A 19,179-nucleotide genomic window follows, 5' to 3' on the forward strand; every position below is an offset into this window, starting at 1 on the left:
GATAGGAGCACTCACGTCGAACTATCCGGCAGGAACAGGTGACCCTGTTCGTCGAGTGGGAAGAAGGGATTCCAGGCCACCTCCCAGAGGTGCCCGTCGGGATCGGCGAAATAGCCTGAATAGCCGCCCCAGAACACGTCCTGCAGCGGCTTCACGGCGCGCGCGCCGGCTGCGATCGCGAGGGCATAAACCTCGTCGGCTTCCTGCTTGGAGCGCGCGTTGTAAGCGAGCGTGATGGCGGCAAAGCCGGTGGGCTTGTCTTCCACATGCGCGTCTTCGGCGAGAGCGGAACGCCCGAACAAACCCAGCGCCAATCCGTTCGCTTGGAAGAATACGACGCTCGGCTGGCTTGCAGACGATGCAGTCCAGCCCCAAGCTTCGTAGAAGGCGCGGGATTTTGCCAGGTCGGCGACACCCAGCGTAACGAGGGTCAAACGCGGTTGCATCAGGCGGCCTCGTCCGTCACGCCGGCCATGAGCAGGCCGAGTTCCTGCTCGTTGGTCTGCGATGCCTTGCGCTCGCCGGTGATCTTGCCGCCGCACATGGTGAGGATGCGGTCGGACAGATGCATGATCTCGTCGAGCTCTACCGATACCAGCAGGATGCCGACACCCGCATCACGCAGCGCGATGAGACGGCGATGGATGAACTCGATGGCGCCGATATCGACGCCGCGCGTGGGCTGGCCGACGAGAAGCACTTTCGGATTGCGCTCGATCTCGCGTGCCAGAACAATCTTTTGCTGGTTGCCGCCGGAGAAGTTCGATGTCTTCAGACGCGGCGCGGGCGGGCGCACATCGTATTGCTCCATCTTCTTCGCCAGATCCGCGACGAGGCGGTCGTGATCGAGGATCGGTCCCTTCCCCAGCTGCGGCTCGTCACTGAAGCCGAGGATGGCGCTCTCGAAGGCGGGGAATGCAGGCACGAGCCCCATGCGCAGGCGATCCTCCGGCACATGCAGGAGCCCAAGTTCGCGCATGTGATGCGGATTGTGCTCGTCGGCCGGAACGTCCTGCTCCTGGAACCGGATCGAGCCGAGCACCGGACGACGCATGCCGGCAATGGCTTCGAGAAGCTCGCTCTGACCGTTGCCAGCAACGCCCGCGATGCCGACGATCTCGCCCGCGCGAACGGTCAGCGATGCATTCGCGACGCGCAGCACGCCGCGCGCATCGACGACGGAAAGATTTTGCACTTCGAGAACAGGGGCACCCGGCACCTTCTCGGTTTTCTCGACGCGCAGCAGCACGCGGCGGCCGACCATCAACTCGGCGAGTTCCGGAGGCGATGTGTTCGCCGTCTCGACGGTCGCGACCATCTCGCCGCGGCGCATGACGGACACGCGATCCGTGATCGCCATGATCTCGCGCAGCTTGTGGGTGATGAGAATGACGGTCTTGCCCTGTGCTTTCAGCGAGCGGAGCAGCTCGAACAACGCATCCGCTTCCGCCGGCGTGAGCACGGCGGTGGGCTCGTCAAGAATGAGAATATCCGCGCCGCGATAGAGGGCTTTCAGGATTTCGACGCGCTGTTGGAGGCCTACCGAAAGTTCGCCGACGGTGGCGTCCACATCGATCTCGAGACCGTAATCGCTGGCGAGCCGCGCAAGCTCCTTGCGCACCTTGGCCTCGCCCGCGCGCAGCATGGCGCCGCCTTCGGCGCCGAGCATCACGTTCTCGACCACGGTCAGCGGCTCGACCAGCATGAAATGCTGGTGAACCATGCCGATGCCGGCACAGATGGCGTCAATGGATGAGCGGATTCGGATCGGCTTTTCGTTGACGCGGACCTCGCCGGAATCAGCCTCGTAGAAACCGTAGAGGATCGACATGAGAGTCGATTTTCCCGCACCGTTCTCGCCGACGATGCCGTGGATCGTGCCGCGCTCGACGGAGAGATTCACGTCCTTGTTGGCGTGAACGGCGCCGAAGCTCTTGTTGATGGCAATGAGTTCAATGGCGGGAGACATCGGCCTCTAGGGGGTTGTCCGGCAAGGAAAAACTGAAGCGAACCTTATCGGAAAAAGCACAAACCTAAAAACGGAAAAGGCCGCAGGCCCTCTTGAGAGAAGCCTGCGGCCGGATCGATGCGTCAGATTACATCGGGCACTTGGAGTCCGACATGTAGTCGTGGACCTTGATCGCGCCCGACTTGATGTCGGCGGAGGCCTTGTCGGCAGCAGCCTTCATGTCGGCGGTGATCAGCGACTTGTTGTTGTCGTCGAGAGCCCAAGCCACGCCGTCTTCGGCAAGGCCGAGAACCGAGACGCCGGCCTTGAAGGTGTTCTTCTTGGCCTGGTCGAAGGCGTTGTAGGTGGCAACATCCACGCGCTTGACCATGGAGGTCAGCATCTTGCCGGGGTGCAGGGCGTTCTGGTTGGAATCGACGCCGATGCCGAGCTTGCCAGCGTCGGCAGCCGCGCGCATGACGCCGACACCCGTGCCACCGGCCGCATGATAGATCACGTCCGCGCCGCGGGAGATCTGGCCCTTGGCGAGTTCGCCACCCTTCACAGGGTCATTCCAGGCTGCGCCGGTGGTGCCGGTCATGTTCTGGAACACTTCGGCGTCCTTGTTGGCGTACTTGACGCCCTGGACGTAGCCGCAGGCGAACTTGCGGATCAGCGGGATGTCCATGCCGCCCACGAAGCCGACCTTGCCGGTCTTCGAGGCCTTGGCGGCCAGGAGGCCGACCAGGAACGAGCCCTCGTGCTCCTTGAACACGACGGACTGGACGTTCGGCTTCTCGACCACGGCGTCGATGATGGCGAACTTGGTGTTCGGGAACTCCTCGGCCACCTTCTTCAGCGCGGTTTCCTGGGAGAAGCCCACGGCCACGATGGGCGAGAAGCCGTCGCGGGCGAAGCGGCGCAGGGCCTGCTCACGCTGGGCGTCGTTCTGCGGCTCGAAATCGCGGTATTCGGTGCCCGTGTCCTTCTTGAACTTCTCGGCGCCCGTGTGAACGCCCTCGTTGAAGGATTTGTCGAACTTGCCGCCCAGATCGTAGACGATAGCGGGCTTGAAGGCCGCCTGCTGCGCAAAGGCAGCCGTGGCGGAAAAGGCGAGGCCCGCGAGCGCGAGGCCAAACTTGGTTACTGTCATCGGCTTTGTTCCCTGTTAGACGCCGGATTGATACCCGGTTGCCCCTTGACGATGGCATGGGAAGGGTCACGACGCCAAGGTCTCTGTCAAGCCGGATGTTATTTTCCTTCGGGGATATAGTTGATAGCTCAAGCTCCGGCGTTAAAGTCAGCCCCATGCCTCTAAACCCCGACGAAATCGACCGTTATGCCCGCCATCTTGTCCTGAGAGACGTGGGTGGCCCCGGGCAATTGAAGCTTAAGGGGGCTCGCGTCCTCGTGATCGGAGCCGGGGGCCTGGGAGCCCCCCTGATCCAGTACCTGGCGGCCGCCGGAATCGGCACCATCGGGGTTGTGGACGACGATACGGTGTCCCTCTCCAACCTGCAGCGGCAGGTGATCCACGGAACGCCGGATATCGGGACTTTGAAGGTGGAAAGCGCGGCCAGGGCCGCCCAGAGGCTCAATCCGCATGTGGAGATCGAGCCCCACGATTTGCGGATCACGCCTGAGAATGCCCGCGACCTGATCCGCCGCTACGACATCATCGCCGACGGCTCGGACAATTTCGACACCCGCTATGCGGTGTCCGATGCCTGTTTTTTCGAGAAAAAGCCCCTGGTCACGGCGGCTCTGGGCCAGTTCGACGGCTCGCTCACCACGATCCGGGCCCATGAAACCGGCCCCGACGGGAAGCCGAACCCTACCTATCGCTGCCTTTTCCCCTCCCCGCCCCCGCCGGGGGCTATTCTCACCTGCGCGGAAGCAGGCGTGCTCGGGGCTTTGGCGGGCGTGATGGGAAGCCTGATGGCGATGGAGGTGATCCGCGAGATCGTCGGATTCGGAGAAAGCCTCGTCGGACGGCTTCTCATGGTCGATGCGCTGGGAATGCGGTTCGATACGTTCCGTTATGGGTGGGACGAGGCGAACCCATTGAGTGGGAAGCGTGATGTTTAAAGCGCCCATCGGCCGACTTGCAGCGATGCTCTTTCAGAAGAGAGAGCCCTCCGTGGATAGCTGCCGCTTCAAGTCTATATGGCAGGCCCGGTACCAATCAGGGCGCGCTGACTATCGGCAACTCCTCGAGAAAGACCTATTCGCGACTTGGGACATCAACATAAAACCGGATTGGACCGCAGAGCGTCAGCTTTTTATGGGGCTGAAGATTTTCTATTCTGGCCTGAACGATGCCGATGCCCTCAATTTTCTGGTGAAGGGGCATCACGTTGTCCAGCGGAGCCACCAGGATCGAAAGCTCGAATCAGGGAAATGCAAAACTGGATTTCCCTTGAACCGCGGCCGCCTGTTGCGGGCTCAGGCCTATATCACTGCCATTCTGAGCAATGAGTTCATTTTTGACGATGCCCTTCTCCACCAAGCCTCGATCGACCACGAAGATTGGTGTCGCCCCTATAAGGGACGACAATGGGATTCTCAGGCACAGGCATATTATTTGGCAGCCATCCGCCTGAGCATCATCTCCGACAACCTCTCAAGGACCGAAGAGCTTCTGAAAGCAGGAAAGACATTTAAATGGTACGAGGAAGAACATCATCTATGGTCTCAATGGATCGACAGATACAAACACCAGCGGAACGAGTGGCCTGAGCTGGACGATTATTTCGACCGCGTACGAGACCCAAATCTCATCCCCGATATCTTCATGGAAAAAGATATTCTCCAACTGGAGTTGGGGATCATTCGCTATAAGCTTCAAAGTCGGCGAACGCCTCAACAGGTCGAGGAGCCATGGCGGCAGGTCTTCGATATGATTTCCGCCGATAAGGAATAGATCCCGCAGGATCAGTTCCACAGATCCAAAAGGGATGCTGGCGGAAGACCGGAATTGTTGGTGGAGGACCATTGGGACTGGTCTCTCCACCATCTTCATCTAACTGATATTACCCGCGCAGCACCGCGCCGGTCTTCTTCGACACCTCGGCGACGATCTTGGCCGTGACGGCCTCGATCTCCACGTCGGTGAGCGTCTTTTCCGTGGGCTGCAAGGTGACGGCAATCGCGACGGACTTCTTGTCCGGATCGATGCCCGTGCCCTCGTAGATGTCGAATACGTCGACGCCGACGATGAGCGCACGCTCCGCACCTTGCGCCGCCTTCACGATGTCGCCTGCCGCCACATCGCGACCCACCACGAAGGCGAAGTCGCGGGTGAGCGGCTGGAAGTCCGGCAGCGAGAGCTTCGGCTTCATCTTGGTGGGCTTCGCCTTGGGCGGCGGGAGCGCATCGAGATTGAGCTCGAAGGCCACCAGCGGCCCCTTCAGGTCGAGCGCCTTCAGGATCTTCGGATGAACCTCGCCGAACGCGCCAACGATGTTCTTCGGGCCGAATTGCAGCGTGCCGGAACGGCCAGGATGGAACCATGCCGGACCGCCCGCGACGATCTGAAGACCGCCTGCCGGAATGCCGAGCGCCGTCAGAAGTGCGAACACATCAGCCTTGACGTCGAATGCATCAACGCTTTCAGCGCCACCATTCCAGTGACGGCCAACGCCTTCCGCGCGCGCCGTGCCGCGACGGACAGCGGCGGCTTTGATCGACTGGCCTTCCGGCTCATCCGACGCGAAGGTCTGGCCGACTTCGAAGAGCGCCACGTCACCGATGCCGCGATCCGCATTGCGCTGGGCTGCCTTCAATAGACCCGGCAGCAGCGAGGGACGCATGTCGGAGAGTTCCGCCGCAATCGGGTTGGCGAGCGCAAGGCGTGCATCGCCACCACCGAACAGCTCGGCTTCATCCTTCGAGATGAAGGACCAGGTGACGGCCTCCACCAATCCGCGCATGGCGAGCGAACGGCGCGCGACGCGCGTGCGCTTCTGGATGAGCGTGAGGATCGGCTTTGCCACCGTTGCTTCGAGACGCGGCAGCGGCTTCGGCTCGATGCGGTCGACACCGGCGATACGGATCACTTCTTCGACGAGATCGGCCTTGCCTTCGATGTCGGGACGCCAGGACGGCGGCACCACATTCACGCGCTCGCCCGAGCCCTCAACCTTGAAGCCGAGTTTTTTCAGGATTTCTTCCGACTCGGCAGGCTTCACGTCGAGACCCGACAGGCGCGGCACTTCCGAATACGGGAAGTCGATGACGCGCGTCGTATCAGGAACCTTGCCCGCGACAACGGCCTCCGTCGGCTCGCCGCCGCAGAGATCGATGACCATCTTCGTCGCGAGATCGAGACCCGGCACCGTGAAGGCGGGATCGATGCCGCGCTCGAAGCGGTAGCGCGCATCGGTGATGATGCCGTGCTTGCGGCCAGTCTGGGCGATGTTCAGCGGATCCCACAGCGCGGATTCGATCAGCACATCGGTCGTGCCCTCATCCGAACCGGAATGCTCGCCGCCCATGATGCCGGCAATGGATTCAACGCCGTTCTCATCGGCGATCACCACCGTCCCTGCATCGAGCTTGTAGGTGCGACCATCGAGCGCCAGCACCTCCTCGCCATCCCTCGCACGACGAACGGTGAGATTGCCCTTTACCTTCTTGGCGTCGAACACGTGCAGCGGACGGCCGCGATCAAAGGTGATGTAGTTGGTGATGTCGACGAGCGCGTTGATCGGACGAAGGCCAATGGAGAGCAGACGGCGCTGCATCCATTCCGGCGACGGACCGTTCTTCACGCCGCGCACAAGACGCAGAGCAAAGGTCGGACAGAGCTTCGCGTCATCGCCCGACAAATCGAGCGTGACGGAAACCGGGCAAGCGCCCTTGCCCTGGATGGCCGGAACATCGCCGCCTTTGAGCGTGCCGAGACCGGCTGCCGCGAGATCGCGCGCAATACCGAAGATCGACGTGCAATCGGGACGGTTCGGCGTGAGATTGATCTCGATCACCGGATCGTCGAGCTTGGCATAAGCAGCGTAGGCAACGCCAATAGGCGCATCTTCCGGCAGCTCGATGATGCCGTCATGATCCTCGGAGAGCTCCAGCTCCGCCGCCGAGCACAGCATGCCCGCGCTCTCGACGCCACGAATGGTGCCGACACCGAGCGTGATGTTCTTACCCGGAACATAAGTGCCGGGAGGCGCGAACACGCTCTTCATGCCAGTGCGCGCATTCGGTGCGCCGCAGACAACCTGAATCGGCGAGCCGGTGCCGGTATCGACCATGCATACGCGCAGGCGATCAGCATTCGGGTGCTGCTCGGCGGAGATCACATAAGCGTTGATGTAGGCGCCAAGCGTCTTCGCCTTGTCCTCGACGCCTTCGACCTCGAGGCCGATGCGCGTGAGCGTTTCCACGATCTCGTCGAGAGATGCATTGGTCTCAAGGTGATCCTTGAGCCAGGAGAGAGTGAATTTCATAGGTGCTCTCCTTTACGAAGTCAGGCCGCTGACGAGGGACGGAATGTCGAGCGGGCGGAAGCCGTAATGGTTCAGCCAGCGCACATCGGCCTCGAAGAATGGACGCAGGTCCGGCATGCCGTATTTCAGCATCGCGATGCGGTCGATGCCCATGCCCCAGGCGAAGCCCTGGTACTCGTCGGGATCGAGACCGCAATTGCGCAGCACGTTCGGATGCACCATGCCGCAGCCGAGAATTTCGAGCCAATCGGTGCCTTCGCCGAAGCGGATTTCGCCGCCCTTGCGCGAGCACTGAATATCCACTTCAGCCGACGGTTCGGTGAAGGGGAAGAACGACGGGCGGAAGCGCATTTTCACCTGATCGACCTCGAAGAAGGCCTTGCAGAATTCTTCGAGAATCCACTTCATGTGCGCGATGTTGGCCTGCTTGTCGATGACGAGACCTTCGACCTGATGGAACATCGGCGTGTGCGTCTGGTCCGAGTCGTGACGATAGGTGCGGCCGGGAATGATCACGCGGATCGGCGGCTTTTGCGACGTCATCGTGCGGATCTGCACTGGCGAGGTATGCGTGCGCAGCACCTTGCGCTCGCCCTTCTCGTCGGGAGCGAGGAAGAAAGTGTCGTGCATCTCGCGCGCCGGATGGCCGACGGGGAAGTTCAGCGCTGTGAAGTTGAGATAATCCGTCTCGATATCCGGACCCTCGGCCACGGAGAAACCCATATCGGCGAAGATCGCCGTCAGTTCCTCGATCACCTGGCTGATGGGATGGATGCGGCCGCGCGCTTCCGGCGCTTCCTGCACGGGCAGCGTCACGTCGATGCGCTCTGCGGCGAGGCGCGCTCCGAGAGCGGCCTCGGCGAGCGTTTCCTTCTTCGCCGCAAGGGCGCCCTGCACCTTGTCGCGCAGGCCGTTGATGAGAGGCCCGCGCTCTTTCCGCTCCTCGGGCGTCATGGCGCCGAGGGTCTTGAGCAATTCGGAGACGGAGCCCTTCTTGCCGAGCGCGGATACGCGCACGGATTCGAGCGCCGCTTCGTCGCCGGCGGCTTCGACCTGGGAAAGCAGGTCACGTTCAAGTTGATTGAGATCGGTCATCGGTCCCTAGCCAGATGCTAAGCGCTTCAAGTGAGGCGCGGCGCGGGAACCGTGAAGTCGTCCGAGCCGCGTGGTCGCAACCGACAGCGTTCAGCCGTCAGCGCGGATGGTCTCGGAGAAGGGGGAGTCAGGTGCGGCTGAACGAGCCAGCCGCACCGAAAGCTAGTCTATCCGACTTAGGCAGCCTGCTGCGGCAGGGCGGCCTTGGCGGCTTCCACGTAAGCGGCGAAAGCAGCCGGCTCGTGGATGGCCATTTCGGACAGGACCTTGCGATCGACCTCGATCCCAGCCTTGCCGAGACCGTCGATAAATCGGGAATAGGTCATGTCATGCAGGCGGACGGCAGCGTTGAGACGCTGGATCCAGAGAGCGCGGAAGGTGCGCTTCTTGTTGCGACGATCGCGCGTCGCATACTGCATGCTCTTCTCGACCGCCTGCTTGGCGATGCGGATGGTGTTCTTGCGGCGGCCGTAGAAACCTTTGGCGGCCTTGAAAACTTTTTTGTGCTTGGCGTGGGACGTAACGCCCCGTTTGACGCGTGCCATGGGAAAACTCCTTCAAAATCCGGGATTGGTGGAAGACCGCCTTAGCCGTTGGGCAGGAAGTACTTCTTCACGTTGTAGGCGTCGCCCTCGAACAGCGTCGTGGTGCCGCGCAGGTTGCGGATCTGCTTCTTGGTCCGCTTGATCATCCCGTGGCGCTTGCCGGCCTGGGCGTAAACGACCTTGCCGGTGCCAGTGATCTTGAAGCGCTTCTTCGCGCCAGATTTCGTCTTCAGCTTGGGCATTTGGCTCTCCTTTGGTCAGGCCTTCGGAGCGGGAAACCCGCCTTTCAGGCCCAGTCTTGCTGCTTGAGCAAAACAAACCGCCACGGCAGCCCTAACAGCCGGGCGGTTCGATGAAGGGGGGCTTATGGCAGAAGCCGCCCCAAAAAGCAATGGCCGCCGGAACCCCGACGGCCATGAATTTCGCTTAGGTAGGAGTCGCTTAGCGCGGTGCCAGGACCATGACGACCTGACGGCCCTCGAAGTTCGGCTCCATCTCGACCTTGGCGATATCGCCGACATCGGCCTTGACCCGGTCGAGGACCTTCAGGCCCAGGGCTTGGTGGGCCATCTCACGGCCACGGAAGCGCAGGGTGATCTTCACCTTGTTGCCTTCCTCGAAGAAGCTCTTCATGGCCTTCATCTTCACGTCGTAATCGTGGTCGTCGATGCCCGGGCGCAGCTTGATTTCCTTGACCTCGACGGTCTTCTGCTTCTTGCGCGCCTCGGCGGCTTTCTTCTGTTCCAGGAAGCGGAATTTGCCGTAATCGAGGATCTTGCAGACCGGAGGGGTCGCGTTCGGCGAGATTTCCACCAGATCGAGACCAGCGTCCTCGGCGAGGCGCATGGCATCGAAGAAGGGCATTACGCCTTTGTTCTGTCCGGTATCATCGATCAGCTGAACTTCGCGGACGCCGCGAATGTCTCGGTTTGCGCGCGGGCCTTCTTTCTGCGGCACCGGCAAGGGTCTCATGGGACGGCGAATGGCTCGTATCTCCTGTTTAGGGGCTCAGTTGAGGGGGGAGACCTTTTTCCAAAAGCCTCTTCAGCAAGCTCAACATTGCCGCGAATGGTTTTGACATTTCGCTCAAAACGGCGGGAAGTCAACTCGTTCTGTGGGCTGACCAGCTATCCAGAAGAGCGGAATACACATTGAGCGTGCTCGAAACCATGCGTTCGAGCGAGAAGTTCCGCTCCACATGGGCCCTCGCCCGGGTGCTCAAGGCGATTCTGGCGCTCGCGCCCAGGGTCAGGGCGGAGCCTACCGCCTCGGCCAAGGCCTCGGCATCGCCAGCCGGCACCCGCCAGCCGGTCCGCTCCTGCTGGGGAACCGTCGGCGGGGCAAGAACCGTCTCCGGCACGGCCCCGAGATCGGAGACCACCACCGGGGTTCCCATGGCCTGGGCCTCCACCGCCGAGCGGCCGAAGGCTTCCGGCTCCGTGGAAGGCACCGTGACCACGGCGGCCGCCAGGAAGGCGGCCGGCATATCGGTGCAATGGCCGACCCGGCGCACGATTCCCTTCAGGCCCTTGGCCTCGATCAGACTGTCGAGTTCCTTCACATAGGAATCCCGCCCCTGCGGATCGCCCGCCAGGATATAGGCGACATCGGTCATGCCCGCATCGCGCAACTTGGCGGCGGCCTCGATCAGAACCTTCTGGCCCTTCCATCCTGTCAGCCGCGCCGCGAGCAGCACCACGCGCTCGTGGGGCGCCACGTCCCAGGCCTTGCGCAGGGCCTCGATTCGCTCGGGCGCCACGGCGGCGGGCGCGAATTTCAGGAAATCCGTTCCCCGATAGATCACCCCGATCCGGTCGGCGGCCTGGGGATAATGGGAGCGGATCAGGTTGCTCGTATATTGCGAGTTGGCGATCACCACATCGCCCCGGGCCATGACCGAGTTGTAGAGCACCTTCACCGAGGAGCGGCCGGAATAGCTGCCGTGATAGGTGGTCACGAACGGGATGTTGAGGCTGCGCGCCGCGCCCATGGCCACCCAGGCCGGAGCACGGGAGCGGGCATGGATCAGCGACACCTTCTCCTTGTGGCAGATCTTGGCGAGCCTGCGCACGTTGAGAAACATGGAAAAGGGGTTCTTCGTCGCCGCCGGGAACGGAATCCAGATCCCGCCCTTGGCCTGGAGCTCGCCCACGAGCCGTCCGCCCTCGGTGGCAACCAGGGCCCGCGCGCCGGCGTTCACCAGTCCCTCGGCGATGTCGACGGCGGTGCGCTCCGCCCCACCTGCTTCAAGCTCCGGGATGATCTGCAGGATCGTCCGGCCAGCGAGGGGATGAATATGGGATGACGGGAAAGATGCTCCTCCGCCGGGTCGCGCTGAAAAACTCACCGATGTAAGAGCCTTCTCGTAGGGAATGACAGAATCGCTTTAAACCCTTGCTTCAAAGCAGTTGAGGACAGGTTAACCATGCAGCAAAGCGTCACAGTCGGAGAAGGCGCCGATGCGCGCCGGATCGCCGTGCTCCACCGGGATGGCAAGGGACCGCCGGTGGTGTGGATCGGCGGCTTCAAGTCCGACATGCGGGCCACCAAGGCCACGGCCATCGATTCCTGGGCGGAAGCCCAGGGCCGCGCCTGTCTTCGCTTCGATTATAGTGGGCATGGGGAATCGAGCGGCGATTTCCAGCAAGGCACCATCTCCCACTGGCTGGAAGAGGCGCTTGCCGTCATAGAGCGTTTCCTGAAGGAGCGCCCGATTCTGGTCGGCTCCTCCATGGGCGGCTGGATCTCGCTGCTTGCCGCACGCCACCTGATGCAGACCCGCCCTGCCCTCGCACCCGCCGGCATCGTGCTCATCGCACCGGCGACCGACATGACGGAAAAGCTCATGTGGGGTCGCTTTCCGGAGGATATCCGGCGGGCGGTGGAAGAGACCGGGGTCTATTACCGCCCGTCGGCCTATTCGGAGGATCCCTACCCGATCACCAAAGTGCTGATCGAGGATGGGCGTCGCCACCTTCTCCTTGGCAAGCCGATCCAGACCGGCTGCCCTGTCCATATCCTTCAGGGCATGGAGGACCCGGACGTACCGTGGAACCACGCGCTCGAACTTGTGGAGCACCTGCCGGGAGACAGCGTCTCGCTCACGCTGATCAAGGATGGCGATCATCGCCTGTCGCGAGACGAGGATATCGAGCGGTTGATTGGAGCAATCGCGTCAATCGCGTGAGAATGAAGGTGAGCCTTAATGCAGGCTCACCGTCGTCAGATCATGCGCCCATGCATTAGCCACAGCCGTCTCGCGGCTGTCGGTGAGCATAATGGGCTCGCCGCTGGCGGAAAGAAGTGCGAAGAGATTCATGCCCGGCTGGAGCTTGGGAGCCTCCGGAAACAGCCGCGCGACTTCGTCGGAACGCAGCGGCTTCACATAAGCCATCTCGCCGAGGCCCAGATTAGCCAGCTCAGCCACATTCAGAGGCCGATCGGCATGATGATTGGTGTTATGGTTCATGGCCGTCTCCTGTGCGGATGCTGCCGTCAAACCTTGTCCGTGGCGATGATGTTGATCTTGCGGATGATCCGCTCCGGTTCGGGCCGGATCAGATCGATCGACAACAGGCCATTGGACAGGTCCGCGCCCTGAACCTCCATGCCATCGACAAGGAGAAAGGTACGCTGAAACTGACGGGCGGCGATGCCGCGATGAAGGAAGTGCCTGGTCTTGTCGTCGGACTGACGCCCCCGGATGACGAGTTGGTTCTCTTCCAGGGTCACCTCGAGCTGGTCCTGGGTAAAGCCAGCGACAGCCAGGGTGATGCGCAGACGCTCGGGAGCGTGTTCGGTACGAGGCAAACGCTCGATATTGTAGGGCGGATAGCCGTCTCCCGCTGCTTTCGCGACCCGGTCGAGCGCCTGCTCGATCTCGTCGAAGCCTAACAGAAACGGATGCCCAAAGGGCGACTGACGCGACATATTCGAAGCCCAAGGTTAGAGGCACTTCGGTTGAATGTAAGCCCGCTCATGCGGCACTCACACAGCCTTATCTCAAGGCCGTTGTCAGCAATATGGATATGCTTTCCGAGTGGATCAAGACCCCCGCCAGAGCGCCCCGGCGGGGATAGAAATCAGAGTAAACGGGCCGCTTCTCAGACCTGTCCGCGCCACCAGGCGACCTGCTCGGCCACGCGCACAGGCGAGGTGCCACCGAAGCTGGTGCGGGAGCGGACGGAGTTCTCGACGCTCAGCACGTCGAAGATGCCCTTGTGGATCTTGGGCTCGACAGCCTGCATGACGTCCAGCGGCAGCTCCTCCAGGGTGCAGCCGCGCTTTTCCGCCTCGGAGACGATGCGGCCCGTGACGTGGTGGGCGTCACGAAAGGGAATGCCGAGATCGCGCACGAGCCAGTCGGCGAGATCCGTCGCGGTGGAGAAGCCTGCTCCAGCGACAGCCGCCATGCGCTCGGGCACGGGCTCCAAATCCTCGATCATGCCGGTCATGGCGGCGAGCACGATCTCGATGCTGTCGGCGGCGTCGAAGACCTGTTCCTTGTCCTCCTGCATGTCCTTGGAATAGGTCAGCGGCAGGCCCTTCATCATGGCGAGCACGGCCATCAGCGAGCCGAAGATGCGGCCCGACTTGCCGCGCACCAGTTCCGCCGCATCGGGATTGCGCTTCTGCGGCATCATGCTGGACCCGGTAGTCCAACGGTCGGGTAGCTTCACGAAGCCGAACGGCGCCGACATCCAGATGATGATCTCTTCCGCCAGCCGCGACAGATGCACGGCGCAGATCGAGGCCGCCGACATGAATTCCAGCAGGCTGTCGCGATCCGACACGGAATCGAGCGAGTTGCGGGTCGGGCCATCGAAGCCCAGCGCCTTCGCCGTCATGTGCCTGTCGATGGGGAAGGACGTGCCGGCGAGCGCGCCCGCGCCGAGCGGGCATTCGTTCAGGCGCTTGCGGGAATCGCGGATGCGGCTGCGGTCGCGGCCGAACATTTCCACATAGGCCATGAGATGATGACCGAAGGTCACCGGTTGGGCGCTCTGCAGATGCGTGAAGCCGGGCATCACGGTCGCCACGTTCTTCTCCGCCTTGTTCAGCAGCGCCTTGATCAGGTTGGTGAGCTGCTCTTCCGTGCGGTCATGGGCATCGCGCATCCAGAGGCGGATATCGACGGCGACCTGATCGTTGCGGCTGCGGGCCGTATGAAGGCGGGCAGCCGGATCGCCCACAATCTCGCGAAGCCTGCTCTCCACATTCATATGGATGTCTTCGAGCGCCTTGGAATAGGTGAAGTTTCCTGTCTCGATCTCGCCCAGCACCCGCTGCAGGCCGTCATGGATCGCGGCCCGGTCGCTCTCCGCGATGATGCCCTGCTTGGCGAGCATGGTGCTGTGCGCGATAGAGCCCTGGATGTCCTGAGCGTAAAGGCGCTTGTCGAAATCGATGGAGGCGTTGATCGCTTCCATGAGCGCGCTCGGCGAGGACGAGAACCGCCCGCCCCACATGGTGTTGGCACCGGACTTCTTGGCTTCTTCGGACACTGTGTTTCACCCGAGTTTAAAGGTCTGCCAGCCTTTGCCACAGGTCCTCTCCCAAGGCAAAGCGCAGCAGGGTTGCACCTGCATTAAGCACATTGTCCAATGTTTGCCAGTTTAAAACCAGTTGATAGACTCGACAGAGCCTGTGTGATTTGCATTCATACGGTTGGCTTAAACAAAGGCGCATCCAGCGCTAAAGGGAACTGGCCTATGAAGACACTACCGAAATTCCTCCTCTCGGCAGCCATGGTCGCCACCATGGCGACCTCGTTCTCTGCCGTTCAGGCAGCGACGCCCCCGGACACGCTCGTCCAGGCCTGGCAGATGGACGACATCATCTCCCTCGATCCCGCCGAGATCTTCGAGATGAGCGCCTCCGAGATCAACGGCAACACCTATGAGCGTCTGATCTCCTACGACATCAAGGACGTTTCGAAGATCTCCGGCCAGGTCGCAGAGTCCTGGACGGTCTCGCCGGACGGCAAGACCTACACCTTCAAGATCAAGCCGAACCGCAAGTTCGCTTCCGGCAACCCGATCACCGCCGAAGACGTGGTGTATTCGCTGCACCGCGCCGTCATCCTCGACAAGTCGCCGGCGTTCATCCTGGGCCAGTTCGGTCTCGACAAGAACAACGTCAAGGACAAGGTCAAGCAGACCGGCCCGCTCGAGTTTACGTTCGAGGTGGATAAGGCTTACGCCCCGACCCTGGTTCTGTACTGCCTCGGCAACTCGGTTGCCTCCGTCGTCGACAAGAAGCTGCTGGTGCAGAACGAGAAGGACGGCGATTTCGGCTATAACTGGCTGAAGACGCACTATGCCGGCTCGGGCCCCTACATCATGCGCGACTGGAAGGCGAACGAGGTTCTCGTTCTCGAGCGCAACCCGAACTATGAAAAGAAGACCCCGCTCGCTCGCGTGATCTACCGCCACATCAAGGAAACCGCGAACCAGCGTCTTCTGCTCGAGAAGGGCGACATCGACGTGGCGCGCAGCCTGAATCCGGAAGAGATCAACGCCGTCTCGAAGAGCTCGGACATCCAGATCCAGAGCGCTCCGAAGGGCACGGTCTATTATCTCGGCCTGAACCAGAAGAACCCGAACCTGTCGAAGCCTGAAGTTCGCCAAGCCCTCAAGTACCTCGTGGATTATTCGGCCATCGCCGACACGATCATGAAGTACAAGGGCGACGTTCATCAGAACTTCCTGCCCAAGGGCTTCCTCGGCGCCGAGACCAACAACCCCTACAAGCTCGACGTCGCCAAGGCGAAGGAACTGCTTGCCAAGGCCGGCCTGAAGGACGGTTTCTCGGTGACCATGGACACCCGCTCCACGCCTGAAATCATGGGCGTCGCCCAGGCCATGCAGAGCACCTTCGCGCAGGCCGGCGTGAAGCTCGAAATCCTGCCGATGGATTCCAAGCAGGCCCTGACCAAGTACCGCGCCCGCCAGCACGATATCTATATCGGCAACTGGGGCTCGGACTATCAGGACCCGAACTCCAACGCGGACACTTTCGCGGCCAACGACGACAACTCGGACGGCGCGAAGGCAAAGCCCCTTGCATGGCGCAATGCCTGGGATCCGGGCCCGCTGACCGCCAAGACCCGCGCTGCCGTGATGGAGCGTGACGGCGAGAAGCGCGCTCAGATGTACAAGGAGCTGCAGAAGTCGGTTTCCGATGACGGCCCGTTCGTGATCTTCCTGCAGCAGACGGAAGTCGCTGCCGTGCGCAAGAACGTGAGCAACTTCGTTCTCGGCCCGTCGTTCAGCGACAACGACATCTCGCAGGCGAAGAAGAACTAAACCTGCAATGGCATCATCGATCGCAAACGGAAGCGGAGGGCACGATGCCCTCCGCTTCTACCTTACGAAGACCGCTCAATTCATTCTCGTGCTGGCGACGACCCTTCTCGGGCTTGTTGCCGTCACCTTCTTCATCGGCCGTGTGGTCCCCATCGATCCTGTGCTCGCCATCGTCGGCGACAGGGCGCCGCCGCAGGTTTATGCCCGCGTGCGCCAGGAAATGGGCCTCGACCTGCCGCTCATTCAGCAGTTCTGGATCTATCTGACGAAAGCCGTCGTCGGCGATTTCGGCAATTCGGTTCTCACCACCAACCCGGTGATGACGGACATCAAGAATGCTTTCCCGGCGACCTTCGAACTGGCAACCCTGGGCACGCTCATCGGCACGCTCATCGGCATCCCGCTCGGCGTTCTCGCCGCGGTGAAGCGCGGCAGCCTGCTCGACCAGTTCGTGCGCTTCATCGGCCTTGCCGGCTATTCCATTCCGATCTTCTGGCTCGGCCTCATGAGCCTGCTGCTGTTCTACGCCAAGCTCGGCTGGGTTCCTGGACCGGGTCGCATTGACGTGGCCTATGCCTATCTCTACACGCCCGTCACGAACATCGTGCTGCTCGACACGGCCATGCAGGGCCAGTGGGACGCGTTTTGGGATGCGGCTTCGCACATCATCCTGCCTGCGTGCCTGCTCGGCTATTTCTCGCTCGCCTATATCAGCCGCATGACGCGCTCCTTCATGCTCAATGAGCTGGCGCAGGAATACGTGATCGCAGCGCGCGTGAAGGGCCTGTCGGAAATGCGCGTGATCTGGAAACATGCCCTGCGCAATGCCGCCGTGCCGCTGGTGACCGTGATCGCGCTTTCCTACGCAAACTTGCTCGAAGGCTCCGTGCTCACCGAGACCGTGTTCGCATGGCCGGGGCTCGGCCAGTACATCACCAATTCACTGCAGAACGCGGATATGAATGCCGTGCTCGGAGGAACGCTCGTGATCGGCACCGTGTTCGTGCTGCTCAACCTCGTCTCCGATCTGCTCTATCGTCTGCTCGACCCGAGGACCCGCTGATGGCCGGCTCCCCTGCTCTCTCCCAACCCACCGGCCTGCGGGCATGGCTTCTCTCCGCGGAGCCGCATTCCCGCTGGCAGGCGCGGCTCGGCCGCGCCTATCTCGGATGGCGCTCCTTCACCAAGAACCACCTTGCCGTTCTTGGTCTCGGAATCGTGCTGCTCCTGCTTTTCGTGGCTCTGTTCGCCGATTTTCTCGCGCCTTATTCACCGATCGCCGGTGGTGACCTGCGCACGCAGCGTCTTCTGCCGCCGAGCGAGACCTACTGGCTCGGCACGGACGATCAGGCGCGCGACATCCTCTCGCGCATCATCTATGGCTCGCGCATCACGCTCTTCGTGGTCGTGCTGGTGTCGATCATCGCGACGCCTATCGGCCTTCTGATCGGCACTGTCTCCGGCTATCTCGGCGGCTGGGTCGATACGGTGCTGATGCGCATCACCGACATCTTCCTCGCCTTCCCGCGCCTCGTTCTCGCGCTTGCCTTCGTGGCGGCGTTAGGCCCGGGCATCGAGAATGCGGTCATCGCCATCGCGATCACCTCCTGGCCGCCTTATGCCCGCATCGCGCGCGCCGAAACGCTGATGATCCGCAACAGCGATTTCATCGCTGCCGTGAAGCTGCAGGGCGCTTCGACGCCGCGCATCATCTTCGGCCATGTGGTGCCGCTCTGCCTCTCCTCCGTCATCGTGCGCGTGACGCTCGACATGGCGGGCATCATCCTCACCGCGGCGGGCCTCGGCTTCCTCGGTCTCGGTGCGCAGCCGCCGTCACCGGAATGGGGCGCCATGGTGGCGACGGGCCGCAACTACCTCATCGATCAATGGTGGGTCGCCGCCATGCCGGGCATCGCCATCTTCGTGGTGAGCTTAGGATTCAACCTGCTGGGCGACGGCCTGCGTGACGTTCTCGATCCGAAGGCCGCGAAATGATGAAGCCGCTTCTCGAAGTCGAGGACCTTCGCGTCCGTTTCCACCTGCGCACGGGCACCGTCGAGGCGGTGCGCGGCGTGTCCTTCCAGCTCGGCCGTGAACGGCTCGGCATCGTCGGCGAGTCAGGTTCCGGCAAATCGCAGACGGGCCGCGCTATCCTCGGCCTCACGCCGCCTCCCGGCGAAGTGACGGCCAAGCACTTGGCCTTCGATGGAATCGATCTACAAACCGCGTCGAAGCGCACGTTGCGCCAGTTGCGGGGCGGACGCATCAGCATGGTGATGCAGGATCCGAAATATTCGCTGAACCCGGTCATGACCATCGGCGAGCAGATCATCGAGGCCTATCAGGCTCATGCGAAGGCGAGCAAGGCGGAAGCGCGCGACAAGGCGCTCGCCATGTTGGAGGCCGTGAAGATGCGCGATCCCGGCCGTGTGTTCTCGCTCTACCCGCACGAGGTTTCGGGCGGCATGGGCCAGCGCGCGATGATCGCCATGATGCTGGTGACCGATCCTGACATGCTCATCGCCGACGAGCCGACTTCGGCTCTCGACGTGACGGTGTCGATGGAAGTCCTGCGCATTCTCGACGAGCTCGTCTCGGAGCGCGGCATGAGCCTCATCTTCATCTCGCACGATCTGAAGCTCGTCTCCTCCTTCTGCGACCGCGTGCTCGTGATGTATGCAGGCCGCGTGGTGGAAGAGCTGGAGGCTAAGAATCTGCGTGAGGCGAAGCACCCCTATACGCAGGGCCTCATGCGCTGCCTGCCGACGCTGGCGAACGACGTTCGTCCGCTGCCTACGCTCAACCGCGATCCTTCCTGGGCGCTGTAA

Annotated in this window: 19 protein-coding genes; 7 read left to right on the plus strand and 12 right to left on the minus strand. The window is 62.0% G+C overall.

Features of this window, described 5'->3' with window-relative positions; all coding sequences use genetic code 11:
• Positions 1 to 11 precede the first annotated feature (11 nt).
• From MJ639_RS14800 to MJ639_RS14810, 3 genes are all read right to left on the minus strand, one after another.
• A complete protein-coding gene (locus MJ639_RS14800) occupies positions 12 to 446 on the minus strand; it encodes a VOC family protein (protein ID WP_243374388.1) in 435 nt (144 codons plus the stop codon).
• On the minus strand, positions 446 to 1,969 hold the full coding sequence (locus MJ639_RS14805; protein WP_243374390.1) for an ABC transporter ATP-binding protein: 1,524 nt from the start codon (positions 1,967 to 1,969) through the stop codon (positions 446 to 448). Before MJ639_RS14805 ends, MJ639_RS14800 begins: the two co-directional genes overlap by 1 nt.
• Positions 1,970 to 2,096: 127 nt before the next feature.
• The gene (locus MJ639_RS14810) at positions 2,097 to 3,101 is read right to left on the minus strand and encodes a BMP family lipoprotein (protein ID WP_243374392.1); all 1,005 of its coding nucleotides are present in this window, start codon (positions 3,099 to 3,101) and stop codon (positions 2,097 to 2,099) included.
• Between the two features lie 155 nt (positions 3,102 to 3,256).
• Between MJ639_RS14810 and MJ639_RS14815 the strand changes: the two genes are divergently transcribed.
• Positions 3,257 to 4,036 (plus strand): HesA/MoeB/ThiF family protein, encoded by a 780-nt coding sequence (locus MJ639_RS14815; RefSeq protein WP_243374394.1) that lies wholly within the window; start codon positions 3,257 to 3,259, stop codon positions 4,034 to 4,036.
• A complete protein-coding gene (locus MJ639_RS14820) occupies positions 4,029 to 4,871 on the plus strand; it encodes a hypothetical protein (protein ID WP_243374396.1) in 843 nt (280 codons plus the stop codon). The genes MJ639_RS14815 and MJ639_RS14820 overlap by 8 nt, the downstream gene beginning before the upstream one ends.
• Positions 4,872 to 4,980: 109 nt before the next feature.
• Here the strand turns inward: MJ639_RS14820 and pheT are convergent, their stop codons facing one another.
• The 6 genes from pheT to MJ639_RS14850 all read right to left on the minus strand — a co-directional run bounded on the left by pheT (position 4,981) and on the right by MJ639_RS14850 (position 11,391).
• Complete coding sequence (gene pheT / locus MJ639_RS14825) at positions 4,981 to 7,404, minus strand: phenylalanine--tRNA ligase subunit beta (RefSeq protein ID WP_243374398.1); 2,424 nt, start codon at positions 7,402 to 7,404, stop codon at positions 4,981 to 4,983.
• A 12-nt stretch (positions 7,405 to 7,416) separates the two neighbouring features.
• Positions 7,417 to 8,499: a phenylalanine--tRNA ligase subunit alpha gene (gene pheS, locus MJ639_RS14830; RefSeq protein ID WP_243374399.1), complete on the minus strand. Its 1,083-nt coding sequence runs from the start codon at positions 8,497 to 8,499 to the stop codon at positions 7,417 to 7,419.
• Positions 8,500 to 8,675: 176 nt separating this feature from the next.
• Entirely contained in the window at positions 8,676 to 9,044 is a 369-nt protein-coding gene (rplT, locus tag MJ639_RS14835; RefSeq protein ID WP_243374409.1) for a 50S ribosomal protein L20, read from the minus strand.
• 41 nt (positions 9,045 to 9,085) lie between these two features.
• On the minus strand, positions 9,086 to 9,286 hold the full coding sequence (gene rpmI, locus MJ639_RS14840) for a 50S ribosomal protein L35 (protein ID WP_009494553.1): 201 nt from the start codon (positions 9,284 to 9,286) through the stop codon (positions 9,086 to 9,088).
• 199 nt (positions 9,287 to 9,485) lie between these two features.
• Positions 9,486 to 10,016, minus strand: coding sequence for a translation initiation factor IF-3 (infC, locus tag MJ639_RS14845; RefSeq protein WP_243374411.1), 531 nt, complete (start codon positions 10,014 to 10,016; stop codon positions 9,486 to 9,488).
• A 130-nt stretch (positions 10,017 to 10,146) separates the two neighbouring features.
• On the minus strand, positions 10,147 to 11,391 hold the full coding sequence (locus MJ639_RS14850) for a glycosyltransferase family 4 protein (RefSeq protein ID WP_243374413.1): 1,245 nt from the start codon (positions 11,389 to 11,391) through the stop codon (positions 10,147 to 10,149).
• Positions 11,392 to 11,469: 78 nt separating this feature from the next.
• On the opposite strand from MJ639_RS14850, the gene MJ639_RS14855 reads away from it, so the two are divergent.
• Positions 11,470 to 12,231 carry an alpha/beta hydrolase gene (locus MJ639_RS14855; RefSeq protein WP_243374414.1) on the plus strand — a complete coding sequence of 254 codons (762 nt, stop codon included), beginning with the start codon at positions 11,470 to 11,472 and terminating at the stop codon, positions 12,229 to 12,231.
• Between the two features lie 15 nt (positions 12,232 to 12,246).
• Here the strand turns inward: MJ639_RS14855 and MJ639_RS14860 are convergent, their stop codons facing one another.
• The 3 genes from MJ639_RS14860 to argH form a co-directional block, all read right to left on the minus strand.
• Positions 12,247 to 12,513, minus strand: a complete 267-nt coding sequence (locus tag MJ639_RS14860; protein WP_243374416.1) for a BQ00720 family protein — start codon at positions 12,511 to 12,513, stop codon at positions 12,247 to 12,249.
• Positions 12,514 to 12,539: 26 nt separating this feature from the next.
• Positions 12,540 to 12,974, minus strand: a complete 435-nt coding sequence (locus MJ639_RS14865; RefSeq protein WP_243374418.1) for an Hsp20 family protein — start codon at positions 12,972 to 12,974, stop codon at positions 12,540 to 12,542.
• A gap of 173 nt (positions 12,975 to 13,147) precedes the next feature.
• Positions 13,148 to 14,548 (minus strand): argininosuccinate lyase, encoded by a 1,401-nt coding sequence (gene argH / locus MJ639_RS14870; protein ID WP_423790803.1) that lies wholly within the window; start codon positions 14,546 to 14,548, stop codon positions 13,148 to 13,150.
• A gap of 207 nt (positions 14,549 to 14,755) precedes the next feature.
• On the opposite strand from argH, the gene MJ639_RS14875 reads away from it, so the two are divergent.
• Genes MJ639_RS14875 through MJ639_RS14890 form a run of 4 tightly spaced genes read left to right on the plus strand, consistent with a single transcriptional unit; the run spans position 14,756 to position 19,179 of the window.
• On the plus strand, positions 14,756 to 16,351 hold the full coding sequence (locus MJ639_RS14875; protein ID WP_243374420.1) for an ABC transporter substrate-binding protein: 1,596 nt from the start codon (positions 14,756 to 14,758) through the stop codon (positions 16,349 to 16,351).
• A 7-nt stretch (positions 16,352 to 16,358) separates the two neighbouring features.
• On the plus strand, positions 16,359 to 17,414 hold the full coding sequence (locus MJ639_RS14880) for an ABC transporter permease (protein WP_243374422.1): 1,056 nt from the start codon (positions 16,359 to 16,361) through the stop codon (positions 17,412 to 17,414).
• Positions 17,414 to 18,346, plus strand: a complete 933-nt coding sequence (gene nikC / locus MJ639_RS14885; RefSeq protein WP_243374424.1) for a nickel transporter permease — start codon at positions 17,414 to 17,416, stop codon at positions 18,344 to 18,346. The genes MJ639_RS14880 and nikC overlap by 1 nt, the downstream gene beginning before the upstream one ends.
• The gene (locus tag MJ639_RS14890) at positions 18,346 to 19,179 is read left to right on the plus strand and encodes an ABC transporter ATP-binding protein (RefSeq protein ID WP_243374508.1); all 834 of its coding nucleotides are present in this window, start codon (positions 18,346 to 18,348) and stop codon (positions 19,177 to 19,179) included. The genes nikC and MJ639_RS14890 overlap by 1 nt, the downstream gene beginning before the upstream one ends.

It is taken from the genome of Microvirga solisilvae (assembly GCF_022808595.1).
In the GTDB taxonomy this organism is placed as follows: Bacteria; Pseudomonadota; Alphaproteobacteria; order Rhizobiales; family Beijerinckiaceae; genus Microvirga; species Microvirga solisilvae.